The sequence below is a fragment of the Neisseria macacae ATCC 33926 genome (assembly GCF_022749495.1).
Taxonomy (GTDB): domain Bacteria; phylum Pseudomonadota; class Gammaproteobacteria; order Burkholderiales; family Neisseriaceae; genus Neisseria; species Neisseria macacae.
Window position 1 is genome coordinate 913,050 of the sequence record NZ_CP094241.1, and the last position, 25,745, is coordinate 938,794.

General features: G+C 53.6%; 30 protein-coding genes. 9 read left to right on the top strand and 21 right to left on the bottom strand.

Annotated features, from left to right (window positions below; translation table 11 throughout):
• Positions 1-132: 132 nt before the first annotated feature.
• From MON40_RS04345 to rlmB, 3 genes are all read left to right on the top strand, one after another.
• Positions 133-843 carry an AzlC family ABC transporter permease gene (locus MON40_RS04345; protein WP_003779092.1) on the top strand — a complete coding sequence of 237 codons (711 nt, stop codon included), beginning with the start codon at positions 133-135 and terminating at the stop codon, positions 841-843.
• Positions 840-1,148: an AzlD family protein gene (locus tag MON40_RS04350; RefSeq protein WP_003779095.1), complete on the top strand. Its 309-nt coding sequence runs from the start codon at positions 840-842 to the stop codon at positions 1,146-1,148. The genes MON40_RS04345 and MON40_RS04350 overlap by 4 nt, the downstream gene beginning before the upstream one ends.
• Before the next feature lie 91 nt (positions 1,149-1,239).
• Positions 1,240-1,989 (top strand): 23S rRNA (guanosine(2251)-2'-O)-methyltransferase RlmB, encoded by a 750-nt coding sequence (rlmB, locus tag MON40_RS04355; RefSeq protein ID WP_003779096.1) that lies wholly within the window; start codon positions 1,240-1,242, stop codon positions 1,987-1,989.
• 83 nt (positions 1,990-2,072) lie between these two features.
• Here rlmB and MON40_RS04360 read toward each other — a convergent pair whose 3' ends face one another.
• On the bottom strand, positions 2,073-3,026 hold the full coding sequence (locus MON40_RS04360; protein WP_003779098.1) for an L-lactate dehydrogenase: 954 nt from the start codon (positions 3,024-3,026) through the stop codon (positions 2,073-2,075).
• 192 nt (positions 3,027-3,218) lie between these two features.
• Between MON40_RS04360 and MON40_RS04365 the strand changes: the two genes are divergently transcribed.
• Together MON40_RS04365 and ygiD are read left to right on the top strand one after the other, a co-directional pair.
• A complete protein-coding gene (locus MON40_RS04365; protein WP_003779102.1) occupies positions 3,219-3,416 on the top strand; it encodes a hypothetical protein in 198 nt (65 codons plus the stop codon).
• Positions 3,417-3,593: 177 nt separating this feature from the next.
• Positions 3,594-4,379, top strand: a complete 786-nt coding sequence (ygiD, locus tag MON40_RS04370; protein WP_039863120.1) for a 4,5-DOPA-extradiol-dioxygenase — start codon at positions 3,594-3,596, stop codon at positions 4,377-4,379.
• Positions 4,380-4,576: 197 nt separating this feature from the next.
• Here the strand turns inward: ygiD and MON40_RS04375 are convergent, their stop codons facing one another.
• The 4 genes from MON40_RS04375 to pdxH all read right to left on the bottom strand — a co-directional run bounded on the left by MON40_RS04375 (position 4,577) and on the right by pdxH (position 9,344).
• Entirely contained in the window at positions 4,577-5,503 is a 927-nt protein-coding gene (locus MON40_RS04375) for an aldose 1-epimerase (RefSeq protein WP_003779106.1), read from the bottom strand.
• Between the two features lie 77 nt (positions 5,504-5,580).
• Positions 5,581-7,173: a vWA domain-containing protein gene (locus tag MON40_RS04380; RefSeq protein WP_003779108.1), complete on the bottom strand. Its 1,593-nt coding sequence runs from the start codon at positions 7,171-7,173 to the stop codon at positions 5,581-5,583.
• Between the two features lie 253 nt (positions 7,174-7,426).
• Entirely contained in the window at positions 7,427-8,476 is a 1,050-nt protein-coding gene (locus MON40_RS04385) for a pseudouridine synthase (protein WP_003779110.1), read from the bottom strand.
• 235 nt (positions 8,477-8,711) lie between these two features.
• Positions 8,712-9,344 (bottom strand): pyridoxamine 5'-phosphate oxidase, encoded by a 633-nt coding sequence (pdxH, locus tag MON40_RS04390; protein ID WP_003779112.1) that lies wholly within the window; start codon positions 9,342-9,344, stop codon positions 8,712-8,714.
• A 122-nt stretch (positions 9,345-9,466) separates the two neighbouring features.
• Here pdxH and dut point away from each other — a divergent pair, with 122 nt between their 5' ends.
• Complete coding sequence (dut, locus tag MON40_RS04395) at positions 9,467-9,919, top strand: dUTP diphosphatase (protein ID WP_036491672.1); 453 nt, start codon at positions 9,467-9,469, stop codon at positions 9,917-9,919.
• Between the two features lie 136 nt (positions 9,920-10,055).
• On the opposite strand, the gene MON40_RS04400 is transcribed toward dut, so the two are convergent.
• The 12 genes from MON40_RS04400 to MON40_RS04455 all read right to left on the bottom strand — a co-directional run bounded on the left by MON40_RS04400 (position 10,056) and on the right by MON40_RS04455 (position 19,599).
• A complete protein-coding gene (locus MON40_RS04400; RefSeq protein ID WP_003779115.1) occupies positions 10,056-10,994 on the bottom strand; it encodes an LpxL/LpxP family acyltransferase in 939 nt (312 codons plus the stop codon).
• 4 nt (positions 10,995-10,998) lie between these two features.
• Positions 10,999-11,724, bottom strand: coding sequence for a glycosyltransferase family 2 protein (locus MON40_RS04405; RefSeq protein ID WP_003779117.1), 726 nt, complete (start codon positions 11,722-11,724; stop codon positions 10,999-11,001).
• Between the two features lie 14 nt (positions 11,725-11,738).
• Complete coding sequence (locus tag MON40_RS04410; RefSeq protein ID WP_003779120.1) at positions 11,739-12,827, bottom strand: FlxJ family methyltransferase; 1,089 nt, start codon at positions 12,825-12,827, stop codon at positions 11,739-11,741.
• A 110-nt stretch (positions 12,828-12,937) separates the two neighbouring features.
• Positions 12,938-14,692: an ApeI family dehydratase gene (locus tag MON40_RS04415; RefSeq protein ID WP_003779122.1), complete on the bottom strand. Its 1,755-nt coding sequence runs from the start codon at positions 14,690-14,692 to the stop codon at positions 12,938-12,940.
• A 179-nt stretch (positions 14,693-14,871) separates the two neighbouring features.
• Entirely contained in the window at positions 14,872-15,204 is a 333-nt protein-coding gene (locus MON40_RS04420; RefSeq protein WP_242926007.1) for a 50S ribosomal protein L7/L12, read from the bottom strand.
• Positions 15,205-15,338: 134 nt separating this feature from the next.
• Positions 15,339-15,878: a COG4648 family protein gene (locus MON40_RS04425; protein ID WP_003779125.1), complete on the bottom strand. Its 540-nt coding sequence runs from the start codon at positions 15,876-15,878 to the stop codon at positions 15,339-15,341.
• 79 nt (positions 15,879-15,957) lie between these two features.
• Positions 15,958-16,710 (bottom strand): LysO family transporter, encoded by a 753-nt coding sequence (locus tag MON40_RS04430; protein WP_242926008.1) that lies wholly within the window; start codon positions 16,708-16,710, stop codon positions 15,958-15,960.
• 302 nt (positions 16,711-17,012) lie between these two features.
• A complete protein-coding gene (locus MON40_RS04435) occupies positions 17,013-17,453 on the bottom strand; it encodes a hypothetical protein (RefSeq protein ID WP_003779131.1) in 441 nt (146 codons plus the stop codon).
• Positions 17,454-17,564: 111 nt separating this feature from the next.
• Complete coding sequence (locus MON40_RS04440) at positions 17,565-17,816, bottom strand: acyl carrier protein (protein WP_003685738.1); 252 nt, start codon at positions 17,814-17,816, stop codon at positions 17,565-17,567.
• 12 nt (positions 17,817-17,828) lie between these two features.
• Positions 17,829-18,089, bottom strand: a complete 261-nt coding sequence (locus MON40_RS04445; protein WP_003779133.1) for a phosphopantetheine-binding protein — start codon at positions 18,087-18,089, stop codon at positions 17,829-17,831.
• The gene (locus tag MON40_RS04450) at positions 18,086-18,844 is read right to left on the bottom strand and encodes a lysophospholipid acyltransferase family protein (protein ID WP_039863157.1); all 759 of its coding nucleotides are present in this window, start codon (positions 18,842-18,844) and stop codon (positions 18,086-18,088) included. Before MON40_RS04450 ends, MON40_RS04445 begins: the two co-directional genes overlap by 4 nt.
• Complete coding sequence (locus MON40_RS04455; RefSeq protein ID WP_003764599.1) at positions 18,841-19,599, bottom strand: beta-ketoacyl synthase chain length factor; 759 nt, start codon at positions 19,597-19,599, stop codon at positions 18,841-18,843. The genes MON40_RS04450 and MON40_RS04455 overlap by 4 nt, the downstream gene beginning before the upstream one ends.
• Before the next feature lie 111 nt (positions 19,600-19,710).
• Between MON40_RS04455 and MON40_RS04460 the strand changes: the two genes are divergently transcribed.
• The 3 genes from MON40_RS04460 (at position 19,711) to MON40_RS04470 (ending at position 22,229) form a co-directional block, all read left to right on the top strand.
• Complete coding sequence (locus MON40_RS04460; RefSeq protein WP_435873295.1) at positions 19,711-20,199, top strand: hotdog family protein; 489 nt, start codon at positions 19,711-19,713, stop codon at positions 20,197-20,199.
• A gap of 63 nt (positions 20,200-20,262) precedes the next feature.
• Complete coding sequence (fabG, locus tag MON40_RS04465) at positions 20,263-20,991, top strand: 3-oxoacyl-ACP reductase FabG (protein WP_003779139.1); 729 nt, start codon at positions 20,263-20,265, stop codon at positions 20,989-20,991.
• Positions 20,985-22,229, top strand: coding sequence for a beta-ketoacyl-ACP synthase (locus MON40_RS04470; protein WP_039863123.1), 1,245 nt, complete (start codon positions 20,985-20,987; stop codon positions 22,227-22,229). The genes fabG and MON40_RS04470 overlap by 7 nt, the downstream gene beginning before the upstream one ends.
• Positions 22,230-22,471: 242 nt before the next feature.
• Here MON40_RS04470 and MON40_RS04475 read toward each other — a convergent pair whose 3' ends face one another.
• From MON40_RS04475 to hemC, 4 genes are all read right to left on the bottom strand, one after another.
• Positions 22,472-22,642, bottom strand: coding sequence for a rubredoxin (locus tag MON40_RS04475; RefSeq protein ID WP_003757556.1), 171 nt, complete (start codon positions 22,640-22,642; stop codon positions 22,472-22,474).
• Positions 22,643-22,727: 85 nt separating this feature from the next.
• On the bottom strand, positions 22,728-23,816 hold the full coding sequence (locus tag MON40_RS04480) for an acyl-CoA dehydrogenase family protein (protein ID WP_003779144.1): 1,089 nt from the start codon (positions 23,814-23,816) through the stop codon (positions 22,728-22,730).
• A gap of 151 nt (positions 23,817-23,967) precedes the next feature.
• Positions 23,968-24,516: a carboxymuconolactone decarboxylase family protein gene (locus MON40_RS04485; protein ID WP_003764609.1), complete on the bottom strand. Its 549-nt coding sequence runs from the start codon at positions 24,514-24,516 to the stop codon at positions 23,968-23,970.
• A 260-nt stretch (positions 24,517-24,776) separates the two neighbouring features.
• Complete coding sequence (gene hemC, locus MON40_RS04490) at positions 24,777-25,715, bottom strand: hydroxymethylbilane synthase (RefSeq protein WP_003779146.1); 939 nt, start codon at positions 25,713-25,715, stop codon at positions 24,777-24,779.
• Positions 25,716-25,745 lie beyond the last annotated feature (30 nt).

Below are 25,745 nucleotides of genomic sequence, written 5' to 3' on the forward strand. Positions count from 1 at the left end.
CAAATGAACCTGAAAGCAATACGGCGTTTCCTTGTTTGCGATTTTGTCTTGCCCTCCTGATTGTTGACGATTTCACTTATAATACCTTCCCTCATTTTCCATCTTCACACTCTATTTAAATTTCTCACCAAAATGACACACCCAAATTCCCCGCAATCCGAATTTTTACGCGGCATCAAAGAATGTTCGCCCATGCTTATCGGGCTTTTGCCGTGGGCGCTGATACTCGGCGTACAAGGCGGGCAGAAAGGGATGAGTTGGCTGGAAATGCTACTGATGACGGGCATGAACTTTGCCGGCGGCTCGGAATTTGCTGCGGTCAACTTGTGGGCAAATCCGTTGCCGATACTGATCATCGCCACCGTTACCTTCATGATTAATTCGCGCCATATTCTGATGGGGGCGGCAATCGCGCCTTATATGCGGGATATGCCGCGGAAAAAAGCCATGCCCGCGCTGTTTTTTATGTGTGACGAAAGTTGGGCGCTGGCGTTTGCGGAAATCCAAAAGCGCAAGGCGATGGGGCTACCGGCGTTCAATATGCCTTATTACGCGGGCGTGTGCTTTATCCTTTATACCACTTGGATCGGCTTTGCGGCGTTTGGCGCGGCGGTCGGGCCGATGTTCGGCGATGTCGCGGCATGGGGTTTCGGCATGGCGTTTCCTGCTGTATTTTTGGTGCTGCTGCGTGGTATGTGGAAAAGCTTTAAGGCGGCACGCCCTTGGTTTGTCAGCCTGATTGTGGCGTGCGGGACTTATTTGTCGGTGGACGGGCATTGGTATGTGCCGCTGGGCGCGATTTCCGGCCTGCTTGCCGCCTATCTTTGGGGAGAGAGGGAATGAAGGATTTGCTGTCTTGGCAGTCGTTCCTGCTGTTTGCCAGTATGCTGGCGGTAACGTATTCCACCCGCCTTATCGGTTTTTTCGCCTTGCGCAACCGTACCTTAAGCCGCCGCGCACAAATCGTGATGGAAGCCGCGCCGGGTTGCGTGTTGATTTCCGTCATCGCGCCTTATTTCGTTTCCAACAAGCCGCACGAGTTGATTGCCATTGCGCTGACCGTGTTTGCCGCAAGCAGGTTTTCCATGTTGGTTACCGTGTTGATTGGCGTGGGCAGTTCGGGGTTGTTGGGGTATTTGATGCGCTAGGCGGCTGCGTTTGAGTGAAACCGGTTACACCTGCTTTCAGACGACCTTATCTTGTTATAATGTCGTCTGAAATTTTTTATAAAGCAAAATCATGGCAAACCAAAGACTCATCTACGGCTTTCACGCCGTCAACGCCCGCCTGTGGCAAAACCCGAAATCGATTACCGAACTCTACGTCCAAGAAGGCAAAAACGATGCCCGCACGCGCGACGTGTTGGAGAAAGCGGCAAACGAAAACGTGCGCGTACACTTCGCCGACGCCGACCGCCTCAACGCCATCAGCAAAGGCGCGCGGCATCAGGGCGTAGTCGGGTTTATCGACGCTTCCAAAAACCACGTCCACCTCGAAGACGTATTGGAAAACCTGAGCGAACCGCCGCTATTGCTGATACTCGACGGCATCACCGACCCGCACAACCTCGGCGCGTGCCTGCGAACAGCCGACGCAATGGGCGTACACGCCATCATCGCGCCGAAAGACAAAAGCGCGGGGCTGAACGCCACCGTCAGCAAAGTCGCCTGCGGCGCGGCAGAAACCGTCCCCTACATCACCGTAACCAACCTTGCCCGCACTCTGCGCGAGTTGAAAGAATACGGCATCTGGATCATCGGCACCGACATGGGCGGCGATTCCGACCTCTATCATTGCGACCTGCCCGACAGCGCGGCATGGGTGATGGGCAACGAAGGCGAAGGCATGCGCCGCCTGACGCGCGAACATTGCGACATGCTGGTGTCGATACCCATGTTCGGCACGGTCGAAAGCATGAACGTCTCCGTCAGCGCAGGCATGGTGTTGAGTGAAACGCGCCGTCAAAGAGTGTTGAAAGCAGAGAAATAGGGCTTAGGTTTGTGAATAAAAAACGTCGTCTGAAAACCAAATTTCCGGTTTTCAGACGACGTTTTACTTAGAGGCTATTCTGTTTATCCGACCATTTCATCGACTTTGCGTTGATAGCTTTTCAACAGCTCCGCCGAGTGGGCAAATCGTTCGGTTTCGTCGTCTGAAAGTTGCAGGTCGATGATGCGGACCGCACCTTGGCGGTTGACGACGGTCGGTACACCGATATACACGCCGTTTTGTCCGAACTCGCCTTCAAGCAAGGTGGAAACAGGCAATACGACGCCTTGATTGTGCAGGATGGCGTTGGAGATACGGCTCAAACCCATGCCGATGCCGTGGCTGGTTGAGCCTTTGGCGGCGATGACTTCGTAGGCGGCATTGCGCACGGTGGTATAAATTTTGTCCATACGCGCCTGCCCGTCTTCTGATTGTTCCAACATCTTCTGAACCGACATACCCGCGATGTTGGCGGTACTCCAAAGCGCGATGATGCTGTCGCCGTGTTCGCCGATCATCATGGCATCGACGCTCCAAGGCGCGACGTCGAATTCGTTGCCCAGACAAACGCGGAAACGGGCGGAGTCAAGGATGGTACCCGAGCCGATAACGCGCTCTTTGGGCAGCCCTGAAAAGCGCAGGACGGCATAAGACAGTACGTCCACGGGATTGGAGGCAACCAAGAAGATGCCGTCAAAGCCCGAAGCCATGACTTTCGAAACGATGTCGCGGAAGATGCGCAGGTTTTTGTCGATTAAGTCCAAACGGGTTTCGCCGGGAGCCTGCGCCGCGCCCGCGCAAATACACACGATGTCCGCATCCGAACAATCATCGTAATCGCCGACGTAAATACGCGCAGGCGAGGCGGCATAAGGCATTCCGTGGCGGAAGTCGCGCGCTTCGCCTTCCGCGCGCGTGCGGTTGATGTCGATTAAAACCATGTCGTCGCACAAGGCTTGGTTGAGCATGGAATAGGCATAGCTGACCCCAACCGCGCCCAAGCCCACAACGACCACTTTATTACCAACTTTTTTCATATTTATTCCTGTTTGTTTGTGAATAGGAATTATTAATAACACTTGGACGGGGTGGCGTCAAATTTCAGACGACCGAGGTTTTGAAATGCTCAAAAATGGGCGGGAAACGGCGTGCAAAACGACACTTGTCAAACCGTGCAAAACGACCTCATCCAAAACGGGCGCAGCATTTGTTGATAAAAAGCAGGCGTGATGTTGGAAATGAACCGGTATATGACACAAAATGGATTTGATTGGTTAAGGCAGACAGCACAATCCCAAATTGTCGGTGTGGAAAGTATTGCTGAAAACTTTGTAGGAGAACGGCAAAGCCGGGTCAAGCACAGACGAGGCTTGATGGGGCAAACGGTTGAATATTGGCAAAAGAGATTGATTAAAACGGTCTTTTAGGACAAGAGGTCGTCTGAAACTCAACTTTCAGACGACCTTTTGATTTTACTTTTTTAGCAAAGCCAAAGAATACTTTATCATTTCCTATTGAGAAATTATGTTGTTCATAAATTGAGATTTATTGCTTAATCATTTATCCGTACAATCCGCCTCATCAAATATTTTAAGGAGGCAATGATGAAAAAAATGCCTGTATTGTTTGTCGGCCATGGCAGTCCGATGAATGCATTGGATAAGGAAAATCCGTTCAACCAAAATCTCAGCCTGATTACGCAAAAGTTTGCCAAACCCAAAGCGATTTTGATGATTTCGGCGCATTGGTACAGCAGCCGTTTGCAGGTTACATCGGGTGAACATCCTGAAATGATTTACGATTTTTACGGATTTCCTGAAGAGCTGAGCCAAGTGCAGTATCCGGCGCCCGGTTCGCCCGAATTAGCGGAGCAAGTTCGGTCGTTATTACAATCGGAAAATGTGGAGCTGAACCCGACGCGCGGTTTTGATCACGGCGCGTGGGCGGTGTTGAAATTTATGTATCCCGATGCCGATATTCCTGTGGTGCAGCTCAGCCTGAACCGTTTGCAGTCGGCGGAATGGCATTTCAATTTGGCGAAAAAATTATCTGCCTTGCGCGAACAGGGTGTGTTGATTATCGGCAGCGGCAATATTATCCATAATTTGAGCGTGATGAGCAGGGCGCATATCAATCAAATCGGCGCGGGTTATGATTGGGCGTTTGCGTTCCGCGAAGCGGTCAATCAGTCGATTGTCGAGCGGGATGTCGATACTTTGATTCATTACGAACGGCTGGGCGAAAAGGCGATGCTCTCCGTGCCGACTCCGGAACATTATCTGCCTTTTCTTTGCATCATGGCATTGCGAGAGCCGGATGATGCCATTACGTTTTTCAACGACAACCTTGTCGCCGGTTCGCTCAGTATGACTTCGCTTTTAGTGGGGTAAAAGAAAAAATATGGCAACGCTATTTCGGTCAGGTTATGATTTAATACAGCATATTTGATTGAAAATGCTAGGTTTATTGACGAGGGCTGTTTTTTTCAGTCAAAGAAACCAGTGCATCAGTTGGTTAAAAGGTCGTCTGAAAACCTGATTGGGCGTTTTCAGACGACCTTTGCTTTGCTGATAAAGATTCGGGCTGCTTACGGACGGTTGGCTGCGATATGGTAGCGCGTTTCAAATGCGGCTTCTTCTCCCGCGTCCAGCTTGATTAACCCTAAGCCGTTGTTAAAACAGTCGGGTGCGCCGCTGAGGTTTTCGATGGCGATGGTGTCGCGGGTCGATGGGGTGAAGATTTGCAGGTAGGGATAGGATGCGTCGGGGTAAATGCTCAGGGTCAGCCCGTTGCCTGAAAGCGTGCAGGCGGCGGGTTTGCTGCGTGCTAAGACAAAGCTGTTGTCCAATTCGATGCCTACCAGGCTTGAGGTCGTCTGAAAACGGGTGTCGTCGATCATGCTGCCGTCGGGAACCAAATCGGCATCGAAGCCCAAGCGTTTGCTGCTGTCGATTTCCAGCGACCAATCGTCGGTTTTGCCGCCGAGTGTGAAATAGGGGTGCCAGCCGTCTGCGAGCGGCATGGCGGTTGCGCCTTGGTTGCGGACGGTGGAGCGGATGCTTAAACCGTCTGCGCTGAGGCGGTAGCGGACGGTCAGGCTGAAGGGGAAGGGATAGCCGCTGTCGTCTTGTGCGTAATCTGCGCGGATTTCGACTTCGGCGGATTGGCCGTCGGCATGGCTGTTGACGAGGGTAAACTCGCGGTCATACATCAAACCGTGTGCCGCGTGTTCGGCGAGTTTGAATTTGCCGCACTGATATGCTTTGCCGTCAAAGCTGTATTTGCCGTGGCGCAGGCGGCAGGCGTACGGGCTGAGCTTGCCGCTGCGGAACCATTCGGTCAGGCTCTCGCGGGCGTGTTGCGGGGTGTCGTAGGCTTTGACGATGTTGAACCATGTGCCGTCGGGGCGGCGGATTTCGTAGCGGTTGAGCAGCCCGCCGTAGAGATAAATTTCCGCGCGCAAATCGGCTGAGGCGAGCAGCAGGCGGTCGTTGTCGGTTGTGAGTGTGAACATGAAGCGGCTCCTGATGGTGGTTGAGACAGGGTGTATAAAAGGTCGTCTGAAAAGTTTTCAGACGACCTTTTGAGATTTTACTCTTTAACTAAAGGACCTGATGTTCCTCCGTGTCCGGCGGCGGTGCGCACCAGTTGGAGAAATTCGGATTTCAGGCCGAACGGGTCATCGTCTTGGACTTTTTGTGCCATGTTTTCGATGTCTCTCCAACTGAGTTTGCCGTTGTATTCGCCGCCGCGCAGGGCTTGGGCATAGGAAGCGGCGGCAAGGGCGAGCAGGGTGTCTTTGTCGGCTTGGTCAAGCGGTTTGCTGCCGACGGGGACGGCTTGCTGCATCAGTTGGCTGTCTTTTTGTCCGGGCAGTTTGTAGCGCACTTTGACAAAGGCGTATTCGTTTTTGCTGCCTTTGGCGGTCGGGGCTTTTTGATAGCGTGATTCTTCTAACCAGCCTTGTTTGCCCTGCGGGATGATTTCATAGAGGGCGGTCACGCTGTGGCCTGCGCCGATGTCGCCCGCATCTACTTTGTCGTTGTTGAAATCTTCATTGCGCAGGGTGCGGTTGGTATAGCCGACCAAGCGGTATTCTTTGACGGTGGCGGGGTTGAATTCGACTTGGATTTTGACATCCTGCGCTACGGTGGCGAGTGTGGAGGTCAGCTGCTGTTGCAGGACTTTTTTCGCTTCTTTTTCGTTGTCGATGTAGCTGTAATTGCCGTCACCCGCATCGGCGATTTGTTCCATCATGTCTTCGTTGTAGTTGCCCATGCCGAAGCCCAGGGTGCTGAGTGAAACGCCGCTTTTGCGTTTTTCGGCAACCATAGATTTGAGGGTTTCGGTGTCGGATACGCCGACGTTAAAGTCGCCGTCGGTCGCCAATAAAATGCGGTTGATACCGTTGGGTACGAAGGCTTTTTGCGCTTGCTCATAAGCCATTTGCAGTGCGGATTCGCCGTCTGTCGCGCCGCCTGCACGCAGTTTGTCGATGGCGCTCAGGATTGTTTCTTTATCTGCACCTGATGTGGGCGGGAGTACCAGATCTTCACCTGACGCATAGGTAATCAGGGTCACTTTGTCTTGCGGACGTAATTGTTGGGTCAGGATGCGAAGGGTTTTTTGAACCAGCGGCAGTTTGTTTTCCTCATCCATACTGCTGGATACGTCCACAAGGAAAACGAGGTTGGCAGGCGGTAGGTCTTTCTTCGCGGTGTCTTGAGCCTGTATGCCGATTTTGATGAGTTTGGCTTCAGGTTGCCACGGTGAATCAATGGTTTCAGTGTGAACGGCAAATGGACGGTTGTCAGTAGGCAGTGGATAGTTGTAGGGGAAATAATTGACGATTTCCTCAATCCGTACAGCATCTTTGGGCGGTTGTTGGCCGCTGGTCAGAAATCGGCGGACGTTGGCGTAGCTGCCGGTATCGACGTCTATGCTGAATGTGGATACAGGCTCTTGGGCAACGGATTTGACCGGTTGGTCGGGTTGGTCTTGGTAGCGTTCGGTGTTTTCTGCAAGAGACAGATTTTCTTCAGTAACGGCGGCAGTAGACAGTGCTGCGTTGTGTGGACTCTGAAGACTGTCAGGTGAAGAACTTGAGTGTTCGTGTGAACCGGAACACGCTGCCAACGTTGCTAACGTGAGTATGGAAACGGTTTTTAGAAAAAAACGCGGCATGATTTAAGCTCCATAGAAATATCACATGCTGATTGTTAAAAGTATTGATAGCAGTGTATTGGCAGATTCAACGATAGCGCAGGGTCAATTTTTATTTGGATTTTAATGTGTGAATAGTGGGTTAAGTTTAAATCAGGACAAGGCGGAGCAATGCGGTACTGGTCTAAACTTAACCCACTATGTTTATGACTTAGGCAAGATTTTGTCGGGCTGAGACGATTTTGTAAAGGCCTCGGCCCCGATTTATCTTACATTAACTTTTCTTCCAACGACGTTCGCCCGGCAGCAGCATGTCCGCCCATTTGATGATGTTGGCGACTTCGGCGGGATTGAGTTCGTAGAACTGTCCGCGTTTGAGGCGGTTGGGCAGGCCGATGGGACCGAAGCCGACGCGCACGAGGCGGCTGACGGTGAGGCCTTGGCTTTCGAATATGCGGCGTACTTCGCGGTTGCGGCCTTCTTTGATCACGACGTTGTACCATTTGTTCGCGCCTTCGCCACCTTGTTCGTAGATGCGTTCGACTTTTGCCAAGCCGTCTTCGAGCATCACGCCTTCTTCGGTGAGGCTGCGCATTTGTTCGGTGGTCAGCCCGCCCAGCACGCGCACGGCGTATTCGCGTTCGACTTCGAAGCTGGGGTGGGCGAAACGTTGGACGAGTTCGCCGGAGGTGGTCAGGATGAGCAGGCCGCTGGTGTTGATGTCTAAGCGTCCGATGGCGACCCAGCGGCTGCTGGCGGCCTGCGGCAGGCGGTCAAAGATGCTGACGCGGCCTTGCGGGTCGTCGCGGGAGACGATTTCGCCTTCTTGTTTGTAATACAGGATGATGCGCGGCAGGCGGTCCGCCCATTTGAGCTTGATGATGCTGCCTTTGACGGTAACGTGGTCGTCGGGGGTGACTTTGTCGCCCAGTTGCGCGGTTTTGCCGTTGACCGTTACCCAGCCGTTGTTAATCCACTCTTCCATTTCGCGGCGCGAGCCGACGCCGGACGCGGCAAGCACTTTTTGCAGGCGTTCGGGTTCCATGCGCGACAGGTCGCTGCGGCGTTCTTTCAAATCGCGCGCGCGTTCCATGATTTTTTGGTTGGGATTGCGGACGACGAGTTTTCTGGCTTTGGCGGCGCGCTGTTTGGGGGCGTTTTGCGGCTTGAGGTCGTCTGAAACTTTTTGTCCGTAAGGTTTGGAAGCGGCTTTGCGCGTTTCGTCTTTGGGACGGGCTTTGCTTTTGAAAGGTTTGGCGGTTTTCTTGGCAGACGGGGCTGCGCCGTCGCGCCATTGGCGTTTGCTGGTGGGTTGCTTGGACATGGGGTTCTCCTAACGCGTTTGATGGCAGCGGGTTGAATTTGAAGCAGGACAAGGCAAGTCAAATTCAACCCGCTGCGGAAAACGGTTCTTCTGCGGCGGTGGCGGCAGGATAAGTTACGGATAAAAGGCCGCCTGAAAACGAATGAAACGAGTTTTGTTAAAACGTTTTTTATATTTCAGACGACCTTTTGCTGGAGTCGGGATTTTACCCTATCGGCTTGAAGCTGTGGAAAGTTTAAGGCGACAGCCGCTCGCGTATCCAGTTGCCGTCAACCAAACGGTATTGGATGCGGTCGTGCAGGCGGCTGGGGCGGCCCTGCCAGAATTCGATGCGGTCGGGAATGACGAGATAGCCGCCCCAATGCGGCGGACGCGGGACGTGCAGCGGGTGTTTCGCGCCCACTGCCGCCGCTTTGGCAACCAACAGCGCCTTGCTCGACAACACTTCGCTTTGCGCGCTTGCCCATGCGCCGATGCGGCTGGTGTAGGGGCGGCTGTCGAAATATTCGTCCGAAGCGGCGGCATCCAGTTTTTCGATGCGTCCTTCAACGCGCACCTGCCGCTCCAGTTCCGGCCAGAAAAACGTCATGGCGGCAAACGGATGCGCGTCAAACGAACGTCCTTTGCGGCTTAAGTAATTGCTGAAAAACACAAATCCCTGCGGATTGACTTCTTTCAGCAGCACCATGCGGCTGTTCGGCCTGCCGTCTTCGCCCACGGCGGCGACGTTGACGGCGGTCGGCTCGTTGACTTGCGAATGAATCGCCTCGTTCAGCCATTGCTCGAACTGGACAATCGGGTCGGCATGGCATTCCGATTCCGACAGTTCGCGCTTGCTGTAATCTTCGCGGATATTGTGCAAATCCATGATGTCCTCCGATACTCACGTTTATTTGAATGAATCATACCCCGTTTTTTCAGACGACTCCAACGATAGGGAAGGGGAATATGTGTATAATCCGCGTCAAATCAAATGAAACGGAAAAAATCATGCAAACCGAAGTCGAACTGAAAATCCTCAATCCGAAAATGGCGGACAAACTGCCCGCCTACGCCACGCCCGGTTCCGCCGGACTCGACCTGCGCGCCTGTCTGGACGAAGCCGTTACCCTGCAACCGGGCGATACCTACCTCGTTCCGACCGGTCTGGCGGTTCACCTTGCCAATCCCGACTACGCCGCCGTTTTGCTGCCGCGTTCCGGTCTGGGACACAAACACGGCATCGTCTTGGGCAACTTGGTCGGACTGATCGATTCGGACTATCAGGGCGAACTTAAAGTCTCCGTGTGGAACAGGGGCAAAGAAGCGTTCACCATCGAGCCGATGGAACGCATCGCGCAAATGGTCATCGTTCCCGTCGTCCAAGCCTCGTTTAAAGTCGTGGACGAATTTGCCGCCAGCGAACGCGGCGAAGGCGGCTTCGGCAGCACGGGCAAAGCGTAAACCGCCTGTTCAAATACAAAGGTCGTCTGAATTTGAGCTGTGTAGAGAATAACCGCGTTGTTTACAGAACCCGGTCTACACGGAGCGCCTGAATAGGCCCTTATTGAATGCCCGAGATTTAGGGGTACTTCAGGATTCAGACGACCTTTTCTTCTTCCTCGTTCCAAAAATCATAAAAATTAAACCATTGCAGCGGATTTTGCGCGCATTCTTGCGCCAAAATATCGGCGAAGCCCTGCATGGCGGCGGTAACGGCGGCTTCGCGGTTGCCGCGTTTCCAGTCGGAGGTGTCGGTGAAGCGGCGCAGTTTCAAATGGTAGCGGCCGTTTTGTTTGACGCAAAACAGCGTGTTCACTTGTGTTTTTAAGAGCGCCGCCAAGAGCCATGCGCCTTGCGGCATGGGGGCGGTATGGCCTAAGAAATGGATGTCGGCGGTTTTTTCGCCGCGCACGGGTACGCGGTCGGCGGCAATGGCTATCCATTCGCCGTCTTCGATGCGGCGGTTCAGCTCCATCATCAGGGTGGGATCCAAATCTGTAACCTGAATCAGGCGGATGTGTTCCGCGCCCGCTTTTTGCAAGGCTTCGTTGAACGCCTGCGCGTGTTTGCTGTGTACCAACACATTGAGCCTGAAGCCTTTATGGTGCGACACCAGCGCGCGGCAGACTTCGGTGTTGCCCAAGTGGGAGCAGGCGAAAATCTGCCCGCGTACCGAATTGCTCACTTGCGTATAAACGCCGTCCGGATCTTCGAGTACCAAATCTTCATAACGGATTTTGCGCTGCCACACGGCAAATCGATCGCATACTGCTTCGCCGAACGCGATAAATTGTTTGAATACGCTGTGTTTCGGCAAAACGGTATCGGGAAAGGCTGTCTGAAGACGGGTTTGATACCGCAGGATATGGCGGCGCGGTTTGGGCGCGGTGGCGTAGAAATACAGCACCACAAACCAGATGCACGGCCTCATCAGGAAGGCAGGCAGATAGCGTACCATCAGCGTGGTCAGGGCGAGAAACAGGCGGCTGCCGCGTTCTGGCTGCGCCGCCCAGTGGTTTTGCGTGTTGTCGGTCATGTTTTCAGACGGCCTTTCCGAATAAAGCGCCCAAACGACGCCGCAACATTCCTAAAAACAGCCGCGTGTGCATTTTGCTGATGCGCACGTTGTCGGCGAAGGCGTTGAAGTGGGACACGCCGTCGGCGGCGTATTGCACGGGCGTTTTAATCCAAACCGGCTTGACGCCGCGCCAGTACAGGCGGATGAGGATTTCCGTGTCGAAATCCATGCGGTCGCCCACGGTTTCTTCGCGGACGACCGAAAGCGCGGGGGCGAGCGGGTACAGGCGGAAGCCGCACATGCCGTCTTTGATGTCGCACGACCAAGTGTGCAGCATGTTCCAGAAATCGGTAATTTTGCGCCCGTACAGCCGCGCTTTGGGTGCGTCGCCGCCGTATTGCGGCCAGCCGCAGACGACGGCTTCGGGGTTTTGTTCCGCCGCCGTCAAGAGTTTGGGCGTGTCGTCCAGATGGTGCTGACCGTCGGCATCGACCTGCAAAACATGGCTGTAACCGTTTTCTTCGGCGTATTTCAAACCGGTTTTGACCGCCGCGCCTTTGCCGCCGTTGATGGGGCGGTAAAGGACGTGGATGCCGTCTGAAACCAATGCCTGCAATACGGGTTTGCATTCTTCGCGCGAACCGTCGTCCACAATCAATACATCCAAACCGAAGCCGTGCATGGTCTGTGCGACGCGGGCGATGGCGGCGGGGTGGTTGTAGTGGGGGATTAACACTAGGGTTTTCATGGGGATACCGTTTTTCAGACGACCTTCTCGCAGCGCAAAATGCTGTGTCCGCGTCCGATGCCGTCTGAAATTTCCGCCACTTTCAATCCGGCGTTTTCAACGCAGCGTATCAGGTCTTCGGAATGGAAGATTTTGCTGTTGCCGTTGGCCATGGCGGTGAAATACAGGCTGGTCATGGTCAGGCAGTAGGCGGCGGTTTCGTATTGCTGCCTGTCCCAGCAGGGCTCCATGATGTAGAGGCTGGTGTGGCTGCCCATGGAAGCGGCGGCGCGGCGCAGGATGCCGGTGACTTGTTCTTCGCTGAAACAGTCTAAAAACTGGCTCATCCAAATCGCGTCAAAACCTGTCGGGAAGGGGACTTCGGGGTCGAGCAGGTTGGCGGGGTGGGCATGGATGCGTTCCGCGCCGGTTTTGCCTTTGGTCGCTTCGCGCATCAGGGCGATTTGTTGCGGCAAATCCATGATGGTGACTTCGACTTCGGCGTTGTAGCCGACACATTGTTCCGCCCAGCGGCCGGTGTTGCCGCCGACGTCGAGCAGCTTTTTAACCGGTTTGGCGAACACGGTTTTCAAGGCTTCGGCAAAGGAATTGTCGGAATAATAGTGGTCGAAGGCGAACCATTTTTCCTGCGCGACGCTCGGCAGCGACGACAGGCCTTCGTAAATCGTCGGCCAGCCGCCGAAAACTTTCAGCCCTTCGGGTTTGCCCGTTTGCAGGGTTTTTTCCAAGTCAAACATACCTTGGTAACAGATTTCCTGCGTGAAATCCATGTTCACGCGCGCCATTTTGTCTTTCAGTAAGAACCAGCCTGCTTTGCTGATGAAATAGCGGTTGTCGCGGGTGTGCACTGTGCCGATGGAGAGCGAGGCTTCAAGCAGCACTTGCGCGGCGTAATTGCTGATTTGCGCTTTCTCGGCGATTTCGGCTTGAGTAAGGCCGTCTGAATGGTTGTTCAGCAAATCCAAAATGCCGAATTTCACCATCAGGCGGGATACTTGAAACACAATCGGCGCAAAGGCGATTTCCTGCGCCAAACGCTGCGCTTCGCCTGCGGACTGGTGTTCTTCGGAATAACGTTGTGCTAGTGCTGGAAAAAGTTGCATATTTTTTATCTTTTCATTTGATTATGGGTTGTTATTAGGTTTGAGCGGGATTATCCCCGATTTGCAGGTTTTCCTCTTCCCGCAGGAGAGGGCGGAACCTAAAAGCATTTTCAGACGACCTCGAACACAATCCGCCCCGATGCGCAGGGATTGTCGCCGTTGCTGACTTTAAAGCTCAATTTGTTTTTGGCTTCATCGTATTTCAGCTCCACCGACACTTCGTCATGCGGACGGACGAACTGCTGGTATTTCAGGTTTTCCACACGGACGACGCGCTGCCTGCCCCACGGATGACGCGCCGCCAGATCGCGCACCCATTGCAGCTCGACTACGCCGGGTACGAGCGGGAAGGTGGCGAAATGGCCACCGAAATAGACCAAATCAAGCGGCACGCGGCCGATGAAGGTTTCGGCGGCGGTTTCTTCTTCAGATGATGTTTTTGACCAAACGGGCGATGTTTGGGCGACGGTAAAGGCCGTCTGAAAATCGGCGGCGGCGATTTTTGCCTGGGCGTTGCGCGGCAGGCTGTCGGCGAAACGCCAGTAACGGGGCAAGGCGATGGTGTCCTGCGTGGCGGCAAGGTGGCGTTTGAGTGCGTCGGCGACGGCGGCACGGCCTTGGTCGCGCAGGGCGGCGATACCGTCCGCGTTCAACGCCGCCCATATGGCGATGCGCTGATGTTGCGGATGGCGGCCGCAATGGGCGTCGGCAATCCACGGATGCCGTAAAAGTTCGTGTTCGATTTGGGTCAGCGATACGCGTTTGTCCTCGAATTTGATGATGCGGTCTTGGCGGCCGAGCAGCAGGAAACCGTCGGGCTGCGGCTCGATTAAATCGGCGGTCTGGCGGCGTTCGGGCGACCACGGCGAAGATGCCCACAATGCGCCTTCTTCGTTCTGTCCGATTTCCACGCCGGCAAACGGCCGCCATTCGCGACTTTCCCGACGCGACGCAATCACGCCGGTTTCGGTGCTGCCGTACACTTCAAACGGGCGGACGGCTGCTTGTTCCAGCAAATCCGCCGTGGCTTCGGGCAGCGCGCCGCCCGCCGACACGATGCCCGCGATTTTATGGCCGATGCTCTGCCAGTTGCGGTTTTCACCTAAGCGGTTGAGTACCGCCGGACTGGCAATCCACACCACTTTTTCATGCGCCGCCGTACTGGCGAGCAGGTTTTCCGGATAAACCGCCTGCCGCCGTTCCATAGGCCAGCCCATCGTCAGCGCAAGCGCGAAACGGAAAGTAAAGCCGTAAAGGTGTTGCGGAATGACGCTGCCGATAACCGTTTCCCCGCCGCGTCCGAACGGCAGCGCATCCGCCAACATCAAGGCTTCCGCCTGCATCTGCGCGGCGGTTTTCACAATCACCTGCGCCTCGCCGCTGGAACCCGACGTTTTCAGCCATGCTTCGGCATGGTCGGGAATCAGATGGTTTTCAGGGGCGGGCGTCGGGTTTTCAGGCGGCGTGTGTGCAAGTAAATCGGGCAGGTGCCACACGGGTGGGTTGGATTGCACATCCAACGTCTGTCCCGATTCATCGCGTTGTTCGGTTTGACAGCCTAACTTGCTTTGCAAATCTTCGGAATCCGTCAAAAACACATCCGCCGTCCGCCCCCAGTCCAAATTGTCCCGCGCCAGATTCGGCAGCAGCAACACCCGCCCGCCCGAATGCCACACCGCCAGCACGGCGCAGGCAAACAGCGCGGCATCGTCAAACCACAACGCGGTCGTTTGCGCGTTTGCCGTTTTCAGACGACCTGACAGCCGGAAAACCGCACGGTTGAAATCCGCACGCGTCCAATTCGGATGGGTGGCGATAAGGTCTTGTTGGGGCAGGTCGGGGGATAGGATTTGGGTTAGGTGCATAATTATAATTTACTAAATTAATAAAGAAATTAATTACATCGGAAATGCTATATTATTTTTGAGATAAAAAGCCATGATTACCAATAAAAAATTGTGAACTACCCTACATTCCAAAGAAACTGTTTATTTATAAGTTCACGATAATAGTGTGATTATCTAATTTTATTTTTTTATATATTTTATTGTTCATCACTAAACATAAGTGCATCTAATTTTTCAGTATCTGCTGCTATATCTTCATAGCTAGAAATAATATTTTCCAATGTTTTTAACGTTATAGTACCTGTGACATCTTGTATAACAACTTCTGTCCCTATGTTATTTAAACTACGAATTATCTCTCTAACTTTCTTTAACTCATCTAGTTTTAAATCATTTACTGCTATTACTGCATCATGGTTTTCTATTCTGGATTTTATTTCGGATAAAGAGAGTGGAGTATATTCTCTTAAAATTTTATAGGTCGAAGTTTTATCATTAATATATTCAATAATTATATCTATGGTTTTCATTTTTCCCTCTCGAGATTAAAAATCTTCAATTGGTTTGATTCGTTCCTTAAGTAAACTTGTCTTCCAGTTTCCACATTGAAGCAGTATTTTCCATTGACATGAAATGATTAATGATCGATGCGTTTTCAGACGACCTACACCTTCAATACGGCTTTCCGATACACCCACTCTCCGGCAAACAAAAGCCCCATTAACACATACGACACGATGCCGGTATAAGCCGCCCACCAGTCGTAATATTGCAAGCCTGTCAAAATGGCGGCGGTTGCGCCGTTGAGGATGAAGAAGCCGCACCAGATTTGCGTGACGCGGCGGGTGTGGCGCACGCCTTCGGGCGGCAGGTCGGGGTGTTGCAGTCGGGCGAGGCGTTCGATGACGGTTTGTTTGGCAAACAGGCTGCCGCCGAAAACGGCAAGCATCAGCGCGTTGACGGCGACGGGATACCAATACATCGAGTCGGGTCGTCTGAAAACCAGTACGGCGGCGAAAAAGGCGGCAAGGATAATCGCCGTAATGCGTTGGGCTGTGGTTTGCGGCATGGCGGCGCGTATCAGCCACAGGACGCACATGGCGGCGGCAAGCCAAAAAAATGCGCCGTTTTCCCTGCCGTAATACCATAGGAGCGGATAGGCGAGGCTGGCGAGGGTCAGTAGGAGTTTTCCCAGTGTTTTCATAATGGTGTTCGGTTTCAGACGACTTTTGGGTTTTAGGGGGAGGAAGGTCGTCTGAAAGTTGTTTGGAAAAATAGTAGGGTCAGTTCAGCATGGCAATGGCGGCGGACAGAAAAAACGGTGCGACAAGGGTCAGGATAAAGCCGCTGACGACGGCGTATTTGATGTATTCGGCGCGGCAGTTTTCTTTGACAAAGGGCAGGGCGGAGTCCATTGCCGCTGCGCCGGAAATGCCGATTGCCGCCATAGGCTGCTTTCGTCCGTAGAAATACAGGAAGACGATGCTGATCATTTCGCGGAAAAAATCGGTCATAAACGCTGCCGCACCCATTTCGGGCGATACCGCTTTTCCAACCATAGGACCCGAAAGGGAGAACCAGCCGAAACCGCCCGACAATACTAGGCTTTGGGCAAACGAATAGGGCGAACATAGCGAAAAAACGAAACACGCGGCGGAGGTTGCAGCAACGGTCAGAAGCGGCAGCAGGAAAATCCTACGTCCGAATCCGCCAAGCTGGAAATCAACCAAGTCCATGCCAACCATGAAAATCAGCAGATAGAGGATATGGGTGCTGTCGATGGGCAGATTGCCAATCTGTCGCCCGAAAAAGGCAAATGCTGCCACACCCAAACCGAAAAAAGCAAAGGCTTTGAAACAGCCGTAAAAGGGTTTGATAAAGCTGCCCGACGGCGTGGAAGCAGTCGAGGCTTCGGGTTTGCGATAAAGCGCAATCAAGGTAAACGCGCTGATAATCAGTGCGAACAGCAGGGCATATTTGACGATGTCCGCGCCCAGATTCGGGTCGGTAAAGACGCTGCCAAACTCATAGCCCATGAAAAAGAGCAGAAGCAGGACAATAAAGGACAAGGGTTTGAGTAGGACTTGTCGAAGGGGTGGTGCAAGAAATTTACCAGATAGGAAACCAGTAGATAACAATGCAAGAATAATAAAGATCGATGATAAAGATGATTCCATATTTATAACTCTCCAGTTGAAAATTATTGATTTGATATTAAATATTTTGTTTCGTAAGAGAGAAGTCAATTAATATCATTGTTCTTTGAGCGGGTTTGCAGGTTGCAGTTTGCGGCAGGTTTCGCGTTTGATGTGGTCAATAAGGTCGATGGTGTCTTGGATTATTCGTTTTCTTCCTCATCTTTGCTTTTTTTAAAGTCGTCATATTCTTTGAACAGTTTAAAATATGTTGGATAAAGCTTGGCAATGCGTTTACGGTTTTTCGGGGTGCAGAATTTTGCCACTTCTTTGGGTTCATGAGATTTCGGATAGCGGGAAAAGAATTGAGTTTGCTCTTGTTCGGTCATTTTTTTGACCGTTGGGCAGATAGGGGACATTTCTGAGTTGCTGTTGACCGTTCCAACCATAAGCCATGCCAGCATCCCGTTACGTTGAGTTTCCTCGTTCGTGTTTTTTTCACAAAATTCCATATCGTTATACATATCCAATGAATCACGAATGACTTGCATACACTCGGCATGTGTCATTTTTTTGATGAGGGAAATTTCAGCGTGCGCAGACAAGACAGGGAGTAAGAGCAGTAGGGAAATAAATTTTTTCATGGTGTTAGTTGTATATTATGGATAAGTGAGAAAGGTTGATGTTGTTATTGATGCTCAGACGACCTTGCCGATTGTCAAGGCCGTCTGAAAATATGCCGGTTTGGATCAGAATCAGGAATCTTGCGCCTGTACTTTCAAAACCGCCTGAACCACGTCTTCTACGGTGCGTACGTTGCGGAAGTCTTCGGCTTGCAGTTTGCGGCCGGTTTCGCGTTTGATGTGGTCGATGAGGTCGATGGCGTCGATGCTGTCGATTTCCAAATCTTCGTAGAGGTTGGTCTCAGGTTTGATGCGCTCGGGTTCGATTTCAAACAGGTTGACCAGTGCATCGGTCAGAAGGGTGCGTACTTCTTGTTCGGTCATATCGCTTCTCCTTTATGCCTGACGGCTTTTGACGAATTCTGCCAGTGTTTTGACGTTGGCGAAGTTTTCGCGCAGGTTGTCGTTTTCGCCGTCGAGCTGGAAGCCGAAGGTTTTTTGCACTGCCAAACCGAGTTCCAGCGCGTCGACGGAATCCAGCCCCAAGCCTTCGTCGCCGAAGAGCGGGTCTTCGCTGCCGATGTCGGCGGCGGTGATGTCTTCCAGCCCCAAGCTGTCGATGATTAATTCTTTGATTTGGTTTTCTAAGTTATTCATGTGGTTTTCCTTGTGAAATAGTCTTGAAGGTATTCGTTTAAACGCCTTGCGGCGATGGGTAGGGGTTTTTCCGCCAGCCATTCTTCGGGCAGGATGTCGTCGCCGACGGTGATTTCATAATGGATTTTGTGCGGCGGTATTTTGTACCAAGGCTGGCCTTTTTTGAAATTGGGCGGCGTCATTTTGATGCACACGGGGGTGATGACCGATGCGCTGCGCAAACCGAGCGATACCGCGCCACGGTGCATTTTAACCTGTCCGTCCCAGCCTGTGCGCGTGCCTTCGGGGAAAATCAGCATACTTTGCCCGCTTTTGAACACGGCGTCGATTTCTTCCAACATTTCCATGCTTTCGTCGTTGGGGATGTAGCCGGAAGCGATAATCTGGCTTTTCATGCTGGGATTGTTCAACAGGTCTTTTTTGACCAGCACGTTCGGGTCGGGAAAGTGGCTGACCATCAAGACGACATCCAGCAACGAGGGATGGTTGGCGAGGACGAGCTGCCCCGGCCGGCCGAGTTTTTCCAAGCCGTTGAAACGGACGCTCAAGACGCCCGACCATTGCAGATAGCCGACGAAAAACCGCCAGACTTTCCCTATCATGCGCCGCGCTTCAAGTTGGCGTTTGATGTCGCCTTTGGTGGATTTGAGCGTGTAGGGCAAAAGCGCGATTTTGAACAATACGCCTGCAACGCCGAAGAGGATGAAGCCGAACAGGGTGGCAAAGAAACGGCGGCAGTAGTCTAGGGTTTTCATGGTTTTTTGCACCATGTCCATCGGCGTTTTTCATGTTGCCATTCTGCTGAAAGGTCGTCTGAAAGTAAGAAACGGATCCAGTCGAGCGCGCCCCAGTAATCGGCTGACAGCAGGTCGGACGGGTTTTCAGACGACGTGTCGTCGACATCGAGACTGAGCGTGTAGCCGTCTCCCTGCGTCAGTACAAGCGACAGGGCGTAGGCAAAAGGGGCGCGTGTGGCGTGGACGGGGTAGTCGTCGGACAAAGGGTCGTCGGCGATTAAGACCAATACGGATGGTGCGCCGTCTTGCAGCAGGGCATAGGCTTCTGCCAAAGTGGTTTCAAAATTGTCGCTGCCGGCGGCGAGGGCGGTGTGTTCGCTCATGTCGCCGCGCAACATGGACCATTGTCCGGCGGGAGCGTTGTGGACGGACAGTCCGAAGGAGGTCGGTGAAACGCTGTCGGTTTGCAACAGTCCCAGCCATAATTCGAAACTGCGGTTGATTTCTCCGTCATGCGAGGCGTAAACCAACGGGCTGCCGGGGTATTGTTCCGCCAATTCCCACGAGGCGTCGCAAATCAGGCGCGCGGCTTTGCCCAAACGGCGGCGCTGCAGGGCGGGCAGGAAGGCAAGCGCGGGTTTGTGGTCGGGCAGCCCGTCGGCGTCTAATGCGCCTGATGCCCATTGCCGCCATTGTTCGGGCGTGGCGATTTTACTGCTTGAGGCGTGCCAAGCGGCGATATTGAAAGAAAAACGGCAAATGTTGGATGACATGATGGTTTTCAAAAGTTTACATTGTGATGTATTTTAACGAAATAGCTTAACACATTCTAGGGTCTGATATAATCGCGCTATTCTAACGTATTCTGTTTTCAGACGACCTTTATGACTGTAAATTTAATTTGCCCCATTCACGATGTTGCTTCTTTATTGCCACACAGCGGCCATATGGTGTTGCTCGATTGTGTGACAGAATACAGCCCAAAACACGTTTGCGCCCAAGCCGCTGTGGGGGAAAAGCACATCTTGTTGGTTGACGGGGCATTGCCGGCGACATCGCTGATGGAAATCATGGCGCAGGGCATAGGCGCGTTTGCGGGTATACAGGCTTTGGAAGCAGGTGAACCGGTGCGGCTTGGCTTTTTGCTGGGAACGCGCAAGCTGGAATTGTTTGCCGACAGCCTGCCCGTCGGAACGCAGATGAAGGTGGTCGCGAATCTGTCGATACAGGACCCGGGCGGCATGGGCGTATTCGATTGCGAACTGCATTGGACGGATGCGCCTGAAGATGCCCGCGCCAAGCTGCCTGCGGACGGGCTGGTGGCAAAAGCCTCGTTGAACGTGTACAGTCCGAAAGACGGAAAGGTCGTCTGAAAACAGTTTTCTCTATCCAGATGATGACCAATAAGCAGACCGCGCCAACCAATAGGAAACATTATGAGCGAAACCATCTTGATTACCGGCTCCAACCGGGGCATAGGCAAAGCCGTCGCACTCGGTTTGGCTGAGGACGGCTTTGATATCGTCGTCCATTGCCGCAGCCGCCGCGATGAAGCCGAAGCCGTAGCGGAAGAAATCCGCGCTTTGGGCAGACAGGCGAGGGTGTTGCAGTTTGACGTGTCCGACCGTGCAGCCTGCCGCGATATTTTGACTGCCGACACCGAAGCAAACGGCGCGTATTATGGCGTGGTATTGAACGCCGGATTGACGCGCGACAATGCCTTTCCTACGTTTTCAGACGACGATTGGGATTTGGTGCTGCGTACTAATTTGGACGGTTTTTATAATGTGTTGCACCCGTTGACCATGCCGATGATACGCCGCCGAAAAGCCGGACGGATTGTGTGCATGGCGTCGGTGTCCGGCTTGACGGGCAACCGCGGGCAGGTCAATTACAGCGCGTCCAAGGCGGGCTTGATTGGCGCGGCGAAAGCCTTGGCGGTCGAGCTGGCGAAACGCAAAATCACCGTCAACTGTGTAGCGCCGGGTTTAATCGATACGGACATCGTCGATGAAAATGTACCCGTCGAAGAAATTTTGAAAGCCGTCCCCGCCGCGCGTATGGGGCTGCCGGAAGAAGTGGCGCATGCGGTGCGCTTCCTGATGGATGAAAAAGCGGCGTACATCACGCGCCAAGTGATTGCGGTGAACGGAGGTTTGTGTTGAATACCAGAAGAGTCGTAGTAACGGGCATAGGCGGCATTACCGCCTTCGGCCGCGATTGGCAAAGCATACAGGCGGCGTTTAAAGCCGAAAAAAATGCCGTCAAATATATGGATTGGCGCGGACGTTTCCCCGAATTGGAAGCGCAACTGGGTGCGCCGATTGAAGGCTACACCCCGCCCGAACATTGGACGCGCAAGCAGCTCAGAAGTATGGGGCGCGTGTCGCACCTGTGTGTCGATGCGGCGGAGCAGGCCCTGACGGACGCAGGTTTGCTTGGAGACGAAAGCATCACCGACGGACGTATGGGCGTGGCGTGTGGCTCGTCTGTCGGCAGTACCAAAGACATCGGCGACATGGGCGAACTGCTGACTACGGGGACATCGCGCAATTTCAACGCCAATACTTATGTGCGCATGATGCCGCATACGACCGCCGCCAATATCGGCATCTTTTTCGGATTGAAAGGGCGCATCATCCCGACATCAAGCGCGTGTTCGTCCGGTAGCCAAGGCATAGGCTATGCCTACGAAGCCATCAAATACGGCATGATAGACATGATGCTGGCGGGCGGCGGCGAAGAATTTTGTCCGTCCGAAGTTTATGTTTTCGATTCGCTCTACGCCGCCAGCCGCCGCAACGGCGAACCCGAACTGACCCCGCGTCCTTACGACAGCGGACGTGACGGCTTGGTCATCGGCGAAGGCGCAGGGATTTTTGTGTTGGAAGAATTGGAACACGCCAAACGGCGCGGTGCGAAAATCTATGCCGAACTCGTCGGCTACGGTGCCAACAGCGACGGCAGCCACGTTACCCAGCCGCAAAAAGAAACCATGCAGAAATGTATGGAACTCGCGCTGCAAGACGCAGGCATTACGCCTGACAAAGTCGGCTACGTCAGCGGCCACGGTACGGCGACCGAAAAAGGCGACATCGCCGAAACGCTGGCGACCGAAGCCGTGTTCGGATTCATTCCCATGAGTTCGCAAAAAAGCTATCTCGGCCATACGCTCGGCGCATGCGGTGCGCTGGAAGCGTGGTTTACCATTGAAATGATGAACAGCGGCTGGTTTGCCCCGACCGTCAATCTGAACGACATCGACCCGCGCTGCGGCAAGGTGGACTATATTTTGAGCGGCGGCCGCGAAATCGAAACGGATTATGTGGTCAGCAACAATTTCGCTTTCGGCGGCGTGAATACTTCGTTGGTGTTCAAACGCTGGCGGGATGAAAACGCTTGATCGCAGCCGCGTCACAACAAAATCAAAAAGGTCGTCTGAAACCGTTTGACCCAACGTTTTCAGACGACCTTTTTAGTTTGTATAGTGGATTAACTATAAATCAGGACAAGGCGACGAAGCCGCAGACAGTACAGATAGTACGGAACCGATTCACTTGGTGCTTCAGCACCTTAGAGAATCGTTCTCTTTGAGCTAAGGCGAGGTAACGCCGTACTGGTTTAAAGTTAATTCACTATATAAAGCTATATCACGAAGTCCAGCAGATAAAAGTCTTCTTTGCCCACGCCGCATTCGGGGCATTTCCAATCGTCGGGGATGTCATCGAATTTGGTGCCGGGGGCGATGCCGTGTTCGGGGTCGCCGAGGTCTTCGTCGTAAATCCAGCCGCAGGGGCCGCACATGTATTGTGCCATGGTGTGTTCCTTCTAATGGTTGAGGTCGTCTGAAAACGGTCGGCAAAAGGTTTTCAGACGACCCCTTGTTGGTCTGTTTCAGCCCTTATGCCGCTTCCAGCGCCGCGATTTCTTTGCGCAAGTGTTTCAACGCGGGGGTAACGATGGCGACAAACATGGCTTCGCGGACGCGGCGTTGGGCGGGGCTGCGCATGAGGTAGCCTTTGGCGCCGGCGTGTAAGGCGGCGGATTGGGCGGCGGCAAGCGTCAGCTCGGCGGCGGCGGCGCGCAGTTTCAGCGTGGCGAGGTTGTCGGGCGTGTTGTTCCAAGCCAAGTCTGCCAGTCGTTCGGTGGTTTGCCATGCCTCGTCCAAGGCGGCTTTGAGGCTGTCGTAGCTGTCGTCGAGATAGCTGTTGACCTCGGCGTTGACGACGTTGGCGATGCGGATGATGCCGAGGCTGCCGTCGATCACACCCGCGCCGATGCCGATTTGCAGCAGGATGAAGCCGGACTTGATGGAGGCGATGTAGTCGGAGAACTGTTCGGGCGCGGCGATCACGTCTTCGTCAGGGATGAATACGTCTTTGAAGTTCAGGCTGAACGTGCGCGTGCCTTCGAGGGCGCAAAATTCGGGGCAGGCTTGCAGGGTCACGCCTTCCCATTGTCCGCCGGTGATGAACATGACGTAGCCGTCGCCGATTTGGGCAGTATTCGCCCAGATGTGGTCTTCGCCGATGTTGGATACCCACGGCAGCGCGCCGTTGACTTTGTAGCCGCCGTCCACGCGCTCGGCTTGAAGGTTGTGTTTTTCAATGCCGGCGAGGTGTTTGACGGTATTGGACATGCCCGTACCCGCCAAGACTTTGCCTTGCAAGATGTCGGCGAGGTATTTGTCTTTGACGGCTTGGTTGGGTGTCTGGTGCAGATACCAAGCGCAAGCCGCCTGACACCATGCGCTGAACGAGGTCGCGCCGCATTCTTTGCCGACTTCGCGCAAGACGGCGATTTGCGTCGCCAAACCCAAGCCGTTGCCGCCTTCCACTTCCGTACCGACTGCGCCGAATCCGCCGATGGCGCCGAGTTCGCGCATAAAATCTTCGGGATACAAGCCATTGCGGTCGATTTCGTCCACTAAGGGTTTGAGTTTGGTTTTGACGAGTTCGGCAACTTGAGACAATAAGGTTTCACGGTTCATGGTCTTATCCTTGAAAATGTGTGCGGACGGCGCGGGAGCGTTCCGTTGGAAAGGGGAAGCGGTCCGTTACAGGGACGGCGTTTTTGAAAAAGGTCGTCTGAAAACGGGCAAATAGTTTTGCCGCCGCTTTTCAGACGACCTTGGATCAGAATCAGGCGAACGCCTGCAATTCAGGGTTGATTTCTGTTTGCGCGACGTTGTTGACGTAGTTGCACAAAGTCGCCAGGGCAACGCCCATCACGACTTCGACAGCCTGCTGCTGGTTGTAACCAGCGTCGAAGAAGGCTTTGAGTTCGGCATCGGATACCGCGCCTTTTTTTGCCATCACAGCTTGGGTGAACGCAGCGAGCGCGCCCAGTTTGGCATCGTCAAACTCGCCTGCCGCCAACGCGCGCGCGGCTTTGATGGATTGTTCGGACAGGAGTTTTTTCAGGGTTGCCAGCTTGGTGTGGCCTGCCACGCAGAAACCGCATTCGTTGGTGCGGGCGGCGATGATTTGGATGACTTCGACTTCACCGGGAGTCAGGCTGTTGGCGGCGTTCAGTTTGCCGACTTCTTGATAAAACGCCAACGCTTCAGGCGCGTTTGCCAATACGCCGATGAGGTTGGGGATGAAGCCGTTGTTTTTCAGCGCTGCTTCGACGCGGGGTTTTGCTGCTTCGGGAGCGGTTTCGACGGTGTGTACGGTTAAGCGTGCCATATTGGTTTCCTTTTTATTTGCGATTTGTCAAAAGATGGAGGGCATAGTAGGGAAACAAATCCCAAAGTTGAAAGACCTGATAATTATTTTGATAAAACCAATAGTTATAAACGGCCAAGAAATTGATTAGATTTATATAATTATTTAATTACATCGATAGTTTTCAAATATAGATGTAAATGGAAAGGAATCAGGAATCAAAAGAAGGTCGTCTGAAAACCAAAATACAGTTTTCAGACGACCTTTTCTTGCGAACCGATTTATTCGGCTTGTTCTTTCAAAACGGCTTCAATCAATTCCTGCGCGCCGTCGTCCGCCAGTTTTTTGGCGACTGCGCGTCCGAGCGCGTCGGCGTAGGCGGTGGGGGCTTGCGCGTCTGCCTGCAAGATTACCGAGCCGTCGGGGTGTCCGACCAGTCCGCGCAGGGTGAGCAGGCCGTTTTCTTCAGTGCAATACGCGGCAAGCGGCACTTGGCAGCTTCCGCCCAAAGCGCGGGCGAGGGCGCGTTCGGCGGTCACGCAGGCGTGTGTGACATCGTGGTTTAAGGGTTTCAATACGTCGAGAAGGTCGGTGCGGTGTGCGGCGATTTCGATGCCCAACGCGCCTTGTCCTGCGGCAGGCAGGCTGTCGGCTTCGGAGAGAATCAGGCGGATGCGTTCGTCCAGTTCCAAACGCTGCAATCCGGCGGCGGCGAGGATGATGGCATCGTATTCGCCGTTGTCGAGTTTGGACAGGCGGGTTTGCACGTTGCCGCGCAGGGGCTTGATGACTAAGTTCGGATAGCGGGCGCGCAACTGGGCTTCGCGGCGCAGGCTGGATGTGCCGACGACGGCGCCTTTGGGCATTTCTTCCAAACGCGCGTATTGATTGGATACGAACGCGTCAAACGGATTGGCGCGCTCGCCGATGGCGGCAAGGGCGAAGCCTTCGGGCAAATCCATCGGCACGTCTTTAATCGAATGCACCGCCAAATCGGCGCGTCCGTCCTGCAAGGCTTGTTCCAACTCTTTGATAAACAGGCCTTTGCCGCCGATTTTCGACAGGGTTTTGTCCAAAATCTGGTCGCCGCGCGTGGTCATGCCCAAGATTTCGACTTCGCAGTCGGGATACAGGGTTTTCAGACGACCTTGGATATGTTTTGCCTGCCACATGGCAAGCAGGCTTTCGCGGCTGGCGATAACGAGTTTTTTCGGGTTCATTTGCAGTTTCTGATTTTCTAATTCATGAGG

Coding starts and splice junctions, on each gene's coding strand:
- MON40_RS04365 (WP_003779102.1), top strand. CDS start 3,219: ATGTTGGAAATGAACCGGTATATGACACAAAATGGATTTGATTGGTTA.
- hemC (WP_003779146.1), bottom strand. CDS start 25,715: ATGAACCCGAAAAAACTCGTTATCGCCAGCCGCGAAAGCCTGCTTGCC.
- MON40_RS04400 (WP_003779115.1), bottom strand. CDS start 10,994: ATGACCGACAACACGCAAAACCACTGGGCGGCGCAGCCAGAACGCGGC.
- MON40_RS04385 (WP_003779110.1), bottom strand. CDS start 8,476: ATGTCCAAGCAACCCACCAGCAAACGCCAATGGCGCGACGGCGCAGCC.
- MON40_RS04460 (WP_435873295.1), top strand. CDS start 19,711: ATGACTGTAAATTTAATTTGCCCCATTCACGATGTTGCTTCTTTATTG.
- MON40_RS04360 (WP_003779098.1), bottom strand. CDS start 3,026: ATGAAAAAAGTTGGTAATAAAGTGGTCGTTGTGGGCTTGGGCGCGGTT.
- MON40_RS04415 (WP_003779122.1), bottom strand. CDS start 14,692: ATGCACCTAACCCAAATCCTATCCCCCGACCTGCCCCAACAAGACCTT.
- MON40_RS04475 (WP_003757556.1), bottom strand. CDS start 22,642: ATGGCACAATACATGTGCGGCCCCTGCGGCTGGATTTACGACGAAGAC.
- MON40_RS04485 (WP_003764609.1), bottom strand. CDS start 24,516: ATGGCACGCTTAACCGTACACACCGTCGAAACCGCTCCCGAAGCAGCA.
- MON40_RS04425 (WP_003779125.1), bottom strand. CDS start 15,878: ATGAAAACACTGGGAAAACTCCTACTGACCCTCGCCAGCCTCGCCTAT.
- MON40_RS04440 (WP_003685738.1), bottom strand. CDS start 17,816: ATGACCGAACAAGAAGTACGCACCCTTCTGACCGATGCACTGGTCAAC.
- MON40_RS04345 (WP_003779092.1), top strand. CDS start 133: ATGACACACCCAAATTCCCCGCAATCCGAATTTTTACGCGGCATCAAA.
- MON40_RS04350 (WP_003779095.1), top strand. CDS start 840: ATGAAGGATTTGCTGTCTTGGCAGTCGTTCCTGCTGTTTGCCAGTATG.
- MON40_RS04405 (WP_003779117.1), bottom strand. CDS start 11,724: ATGAAAACCCTAGTGTTAATCCCCCACTACAACCACCCCGCCGCCATC.
- MON40_RS04445 (WP_003779133.1), bottom strand. CDS start 18,089: ATGAATAACTTAGAAAACCAAATCAAAGAATTAATCATCGACAGCTTG.
- rlmB (WP_003779096.1), top strand. CDS start 1,240: ATGGCAAACCAAAGACTCATCTACGGCTTTCACGCCGTCAACGCCCGC.
- MON40_RS04380 (WP_003779108.1), bottom strand. CDS start 7,173: ATGCCGCGTTTTTTTCTAAAAACCGTTTCCATACTCACGTTAGCAACG.
- MON40_RS04450 (WP_039863157.1), bottom strand. CDS start 18,844: ATGAAAACCCTAGACTACTGCCGCCGTTTCTTTGCCACCCTGTTCGGC.
- MON40_RS04435 (WP_003779131.1), bottom strand. CDS start 17,453: ATGAAAAAATTTATTTCCCTACTGCTCTTACTCCCTGTCTTGTCTGCG.
- MON40_RS04455 (WP_003764599.1), bottom strand. CDS start 19,599: ATGTCATCCAACATTTGCCGTTTTTCTTTCAATATCGCCGCTTGGCAC.
- fabG (WP_003779139.1), top strand. CDS start 20,263: ATGAGCGAAACCATCTTGATTACCGGCTCCAACCGGGGCATAGGCAAA.
- MON40_RS04480 (WP_003779144.1), bottom strand. CDS start 23,816: ATGAACCGTGAAACCTTATTGTCTCAAGTTGCCGAACTCGTCAAAACC.
- ygiD (WP_039863120.1), top strand. CDS start 3,594: ATGAAAAAAATGCCTGTATTGTTTGTCGGCCATGGCAGTCCGATGAAT.
- dut (WP_036491672.1), top strand. CDS start 9,467: ATGCAAACCGAAGTCGAACTGAAAATCCTCAATCCGAAAATGGCGGAC.
- MON40_RS04410 (WP_003779120.1), bottom strand. CDS start 12,827: ATGCAACTTTTTCCAGCACTAGCACAACGTTATTCCGAAGAACACCAG.
- MON40_RS04375 (WP_003779106.1), bottom strand. CDS start 5,503: ATGTTCACACTCACAACCGACAACGACCGCCTGCTGCTCGCCTCAGCC.
- MON40_RS04430 (WP_242926008.1), bottom strand. CDS start 16,710: ATGGGCTATGAGTTTGGCAGCGTCTTTACCGACCCGAATCTGGGCGCG.
- pdxH (WP_003779112.1), bottom strand. CDS start 9,344: ATGGATTTGCACAATATCCGCGAAGATTACAGCAAGCGCGAACTGTCG.
- MON40_RS04420 (WP_242926007.1), bottom strand. CDS start 15,204: ATGAAAACCATAGATATAATTATTGAATATATTAATGATAAAACTTCG.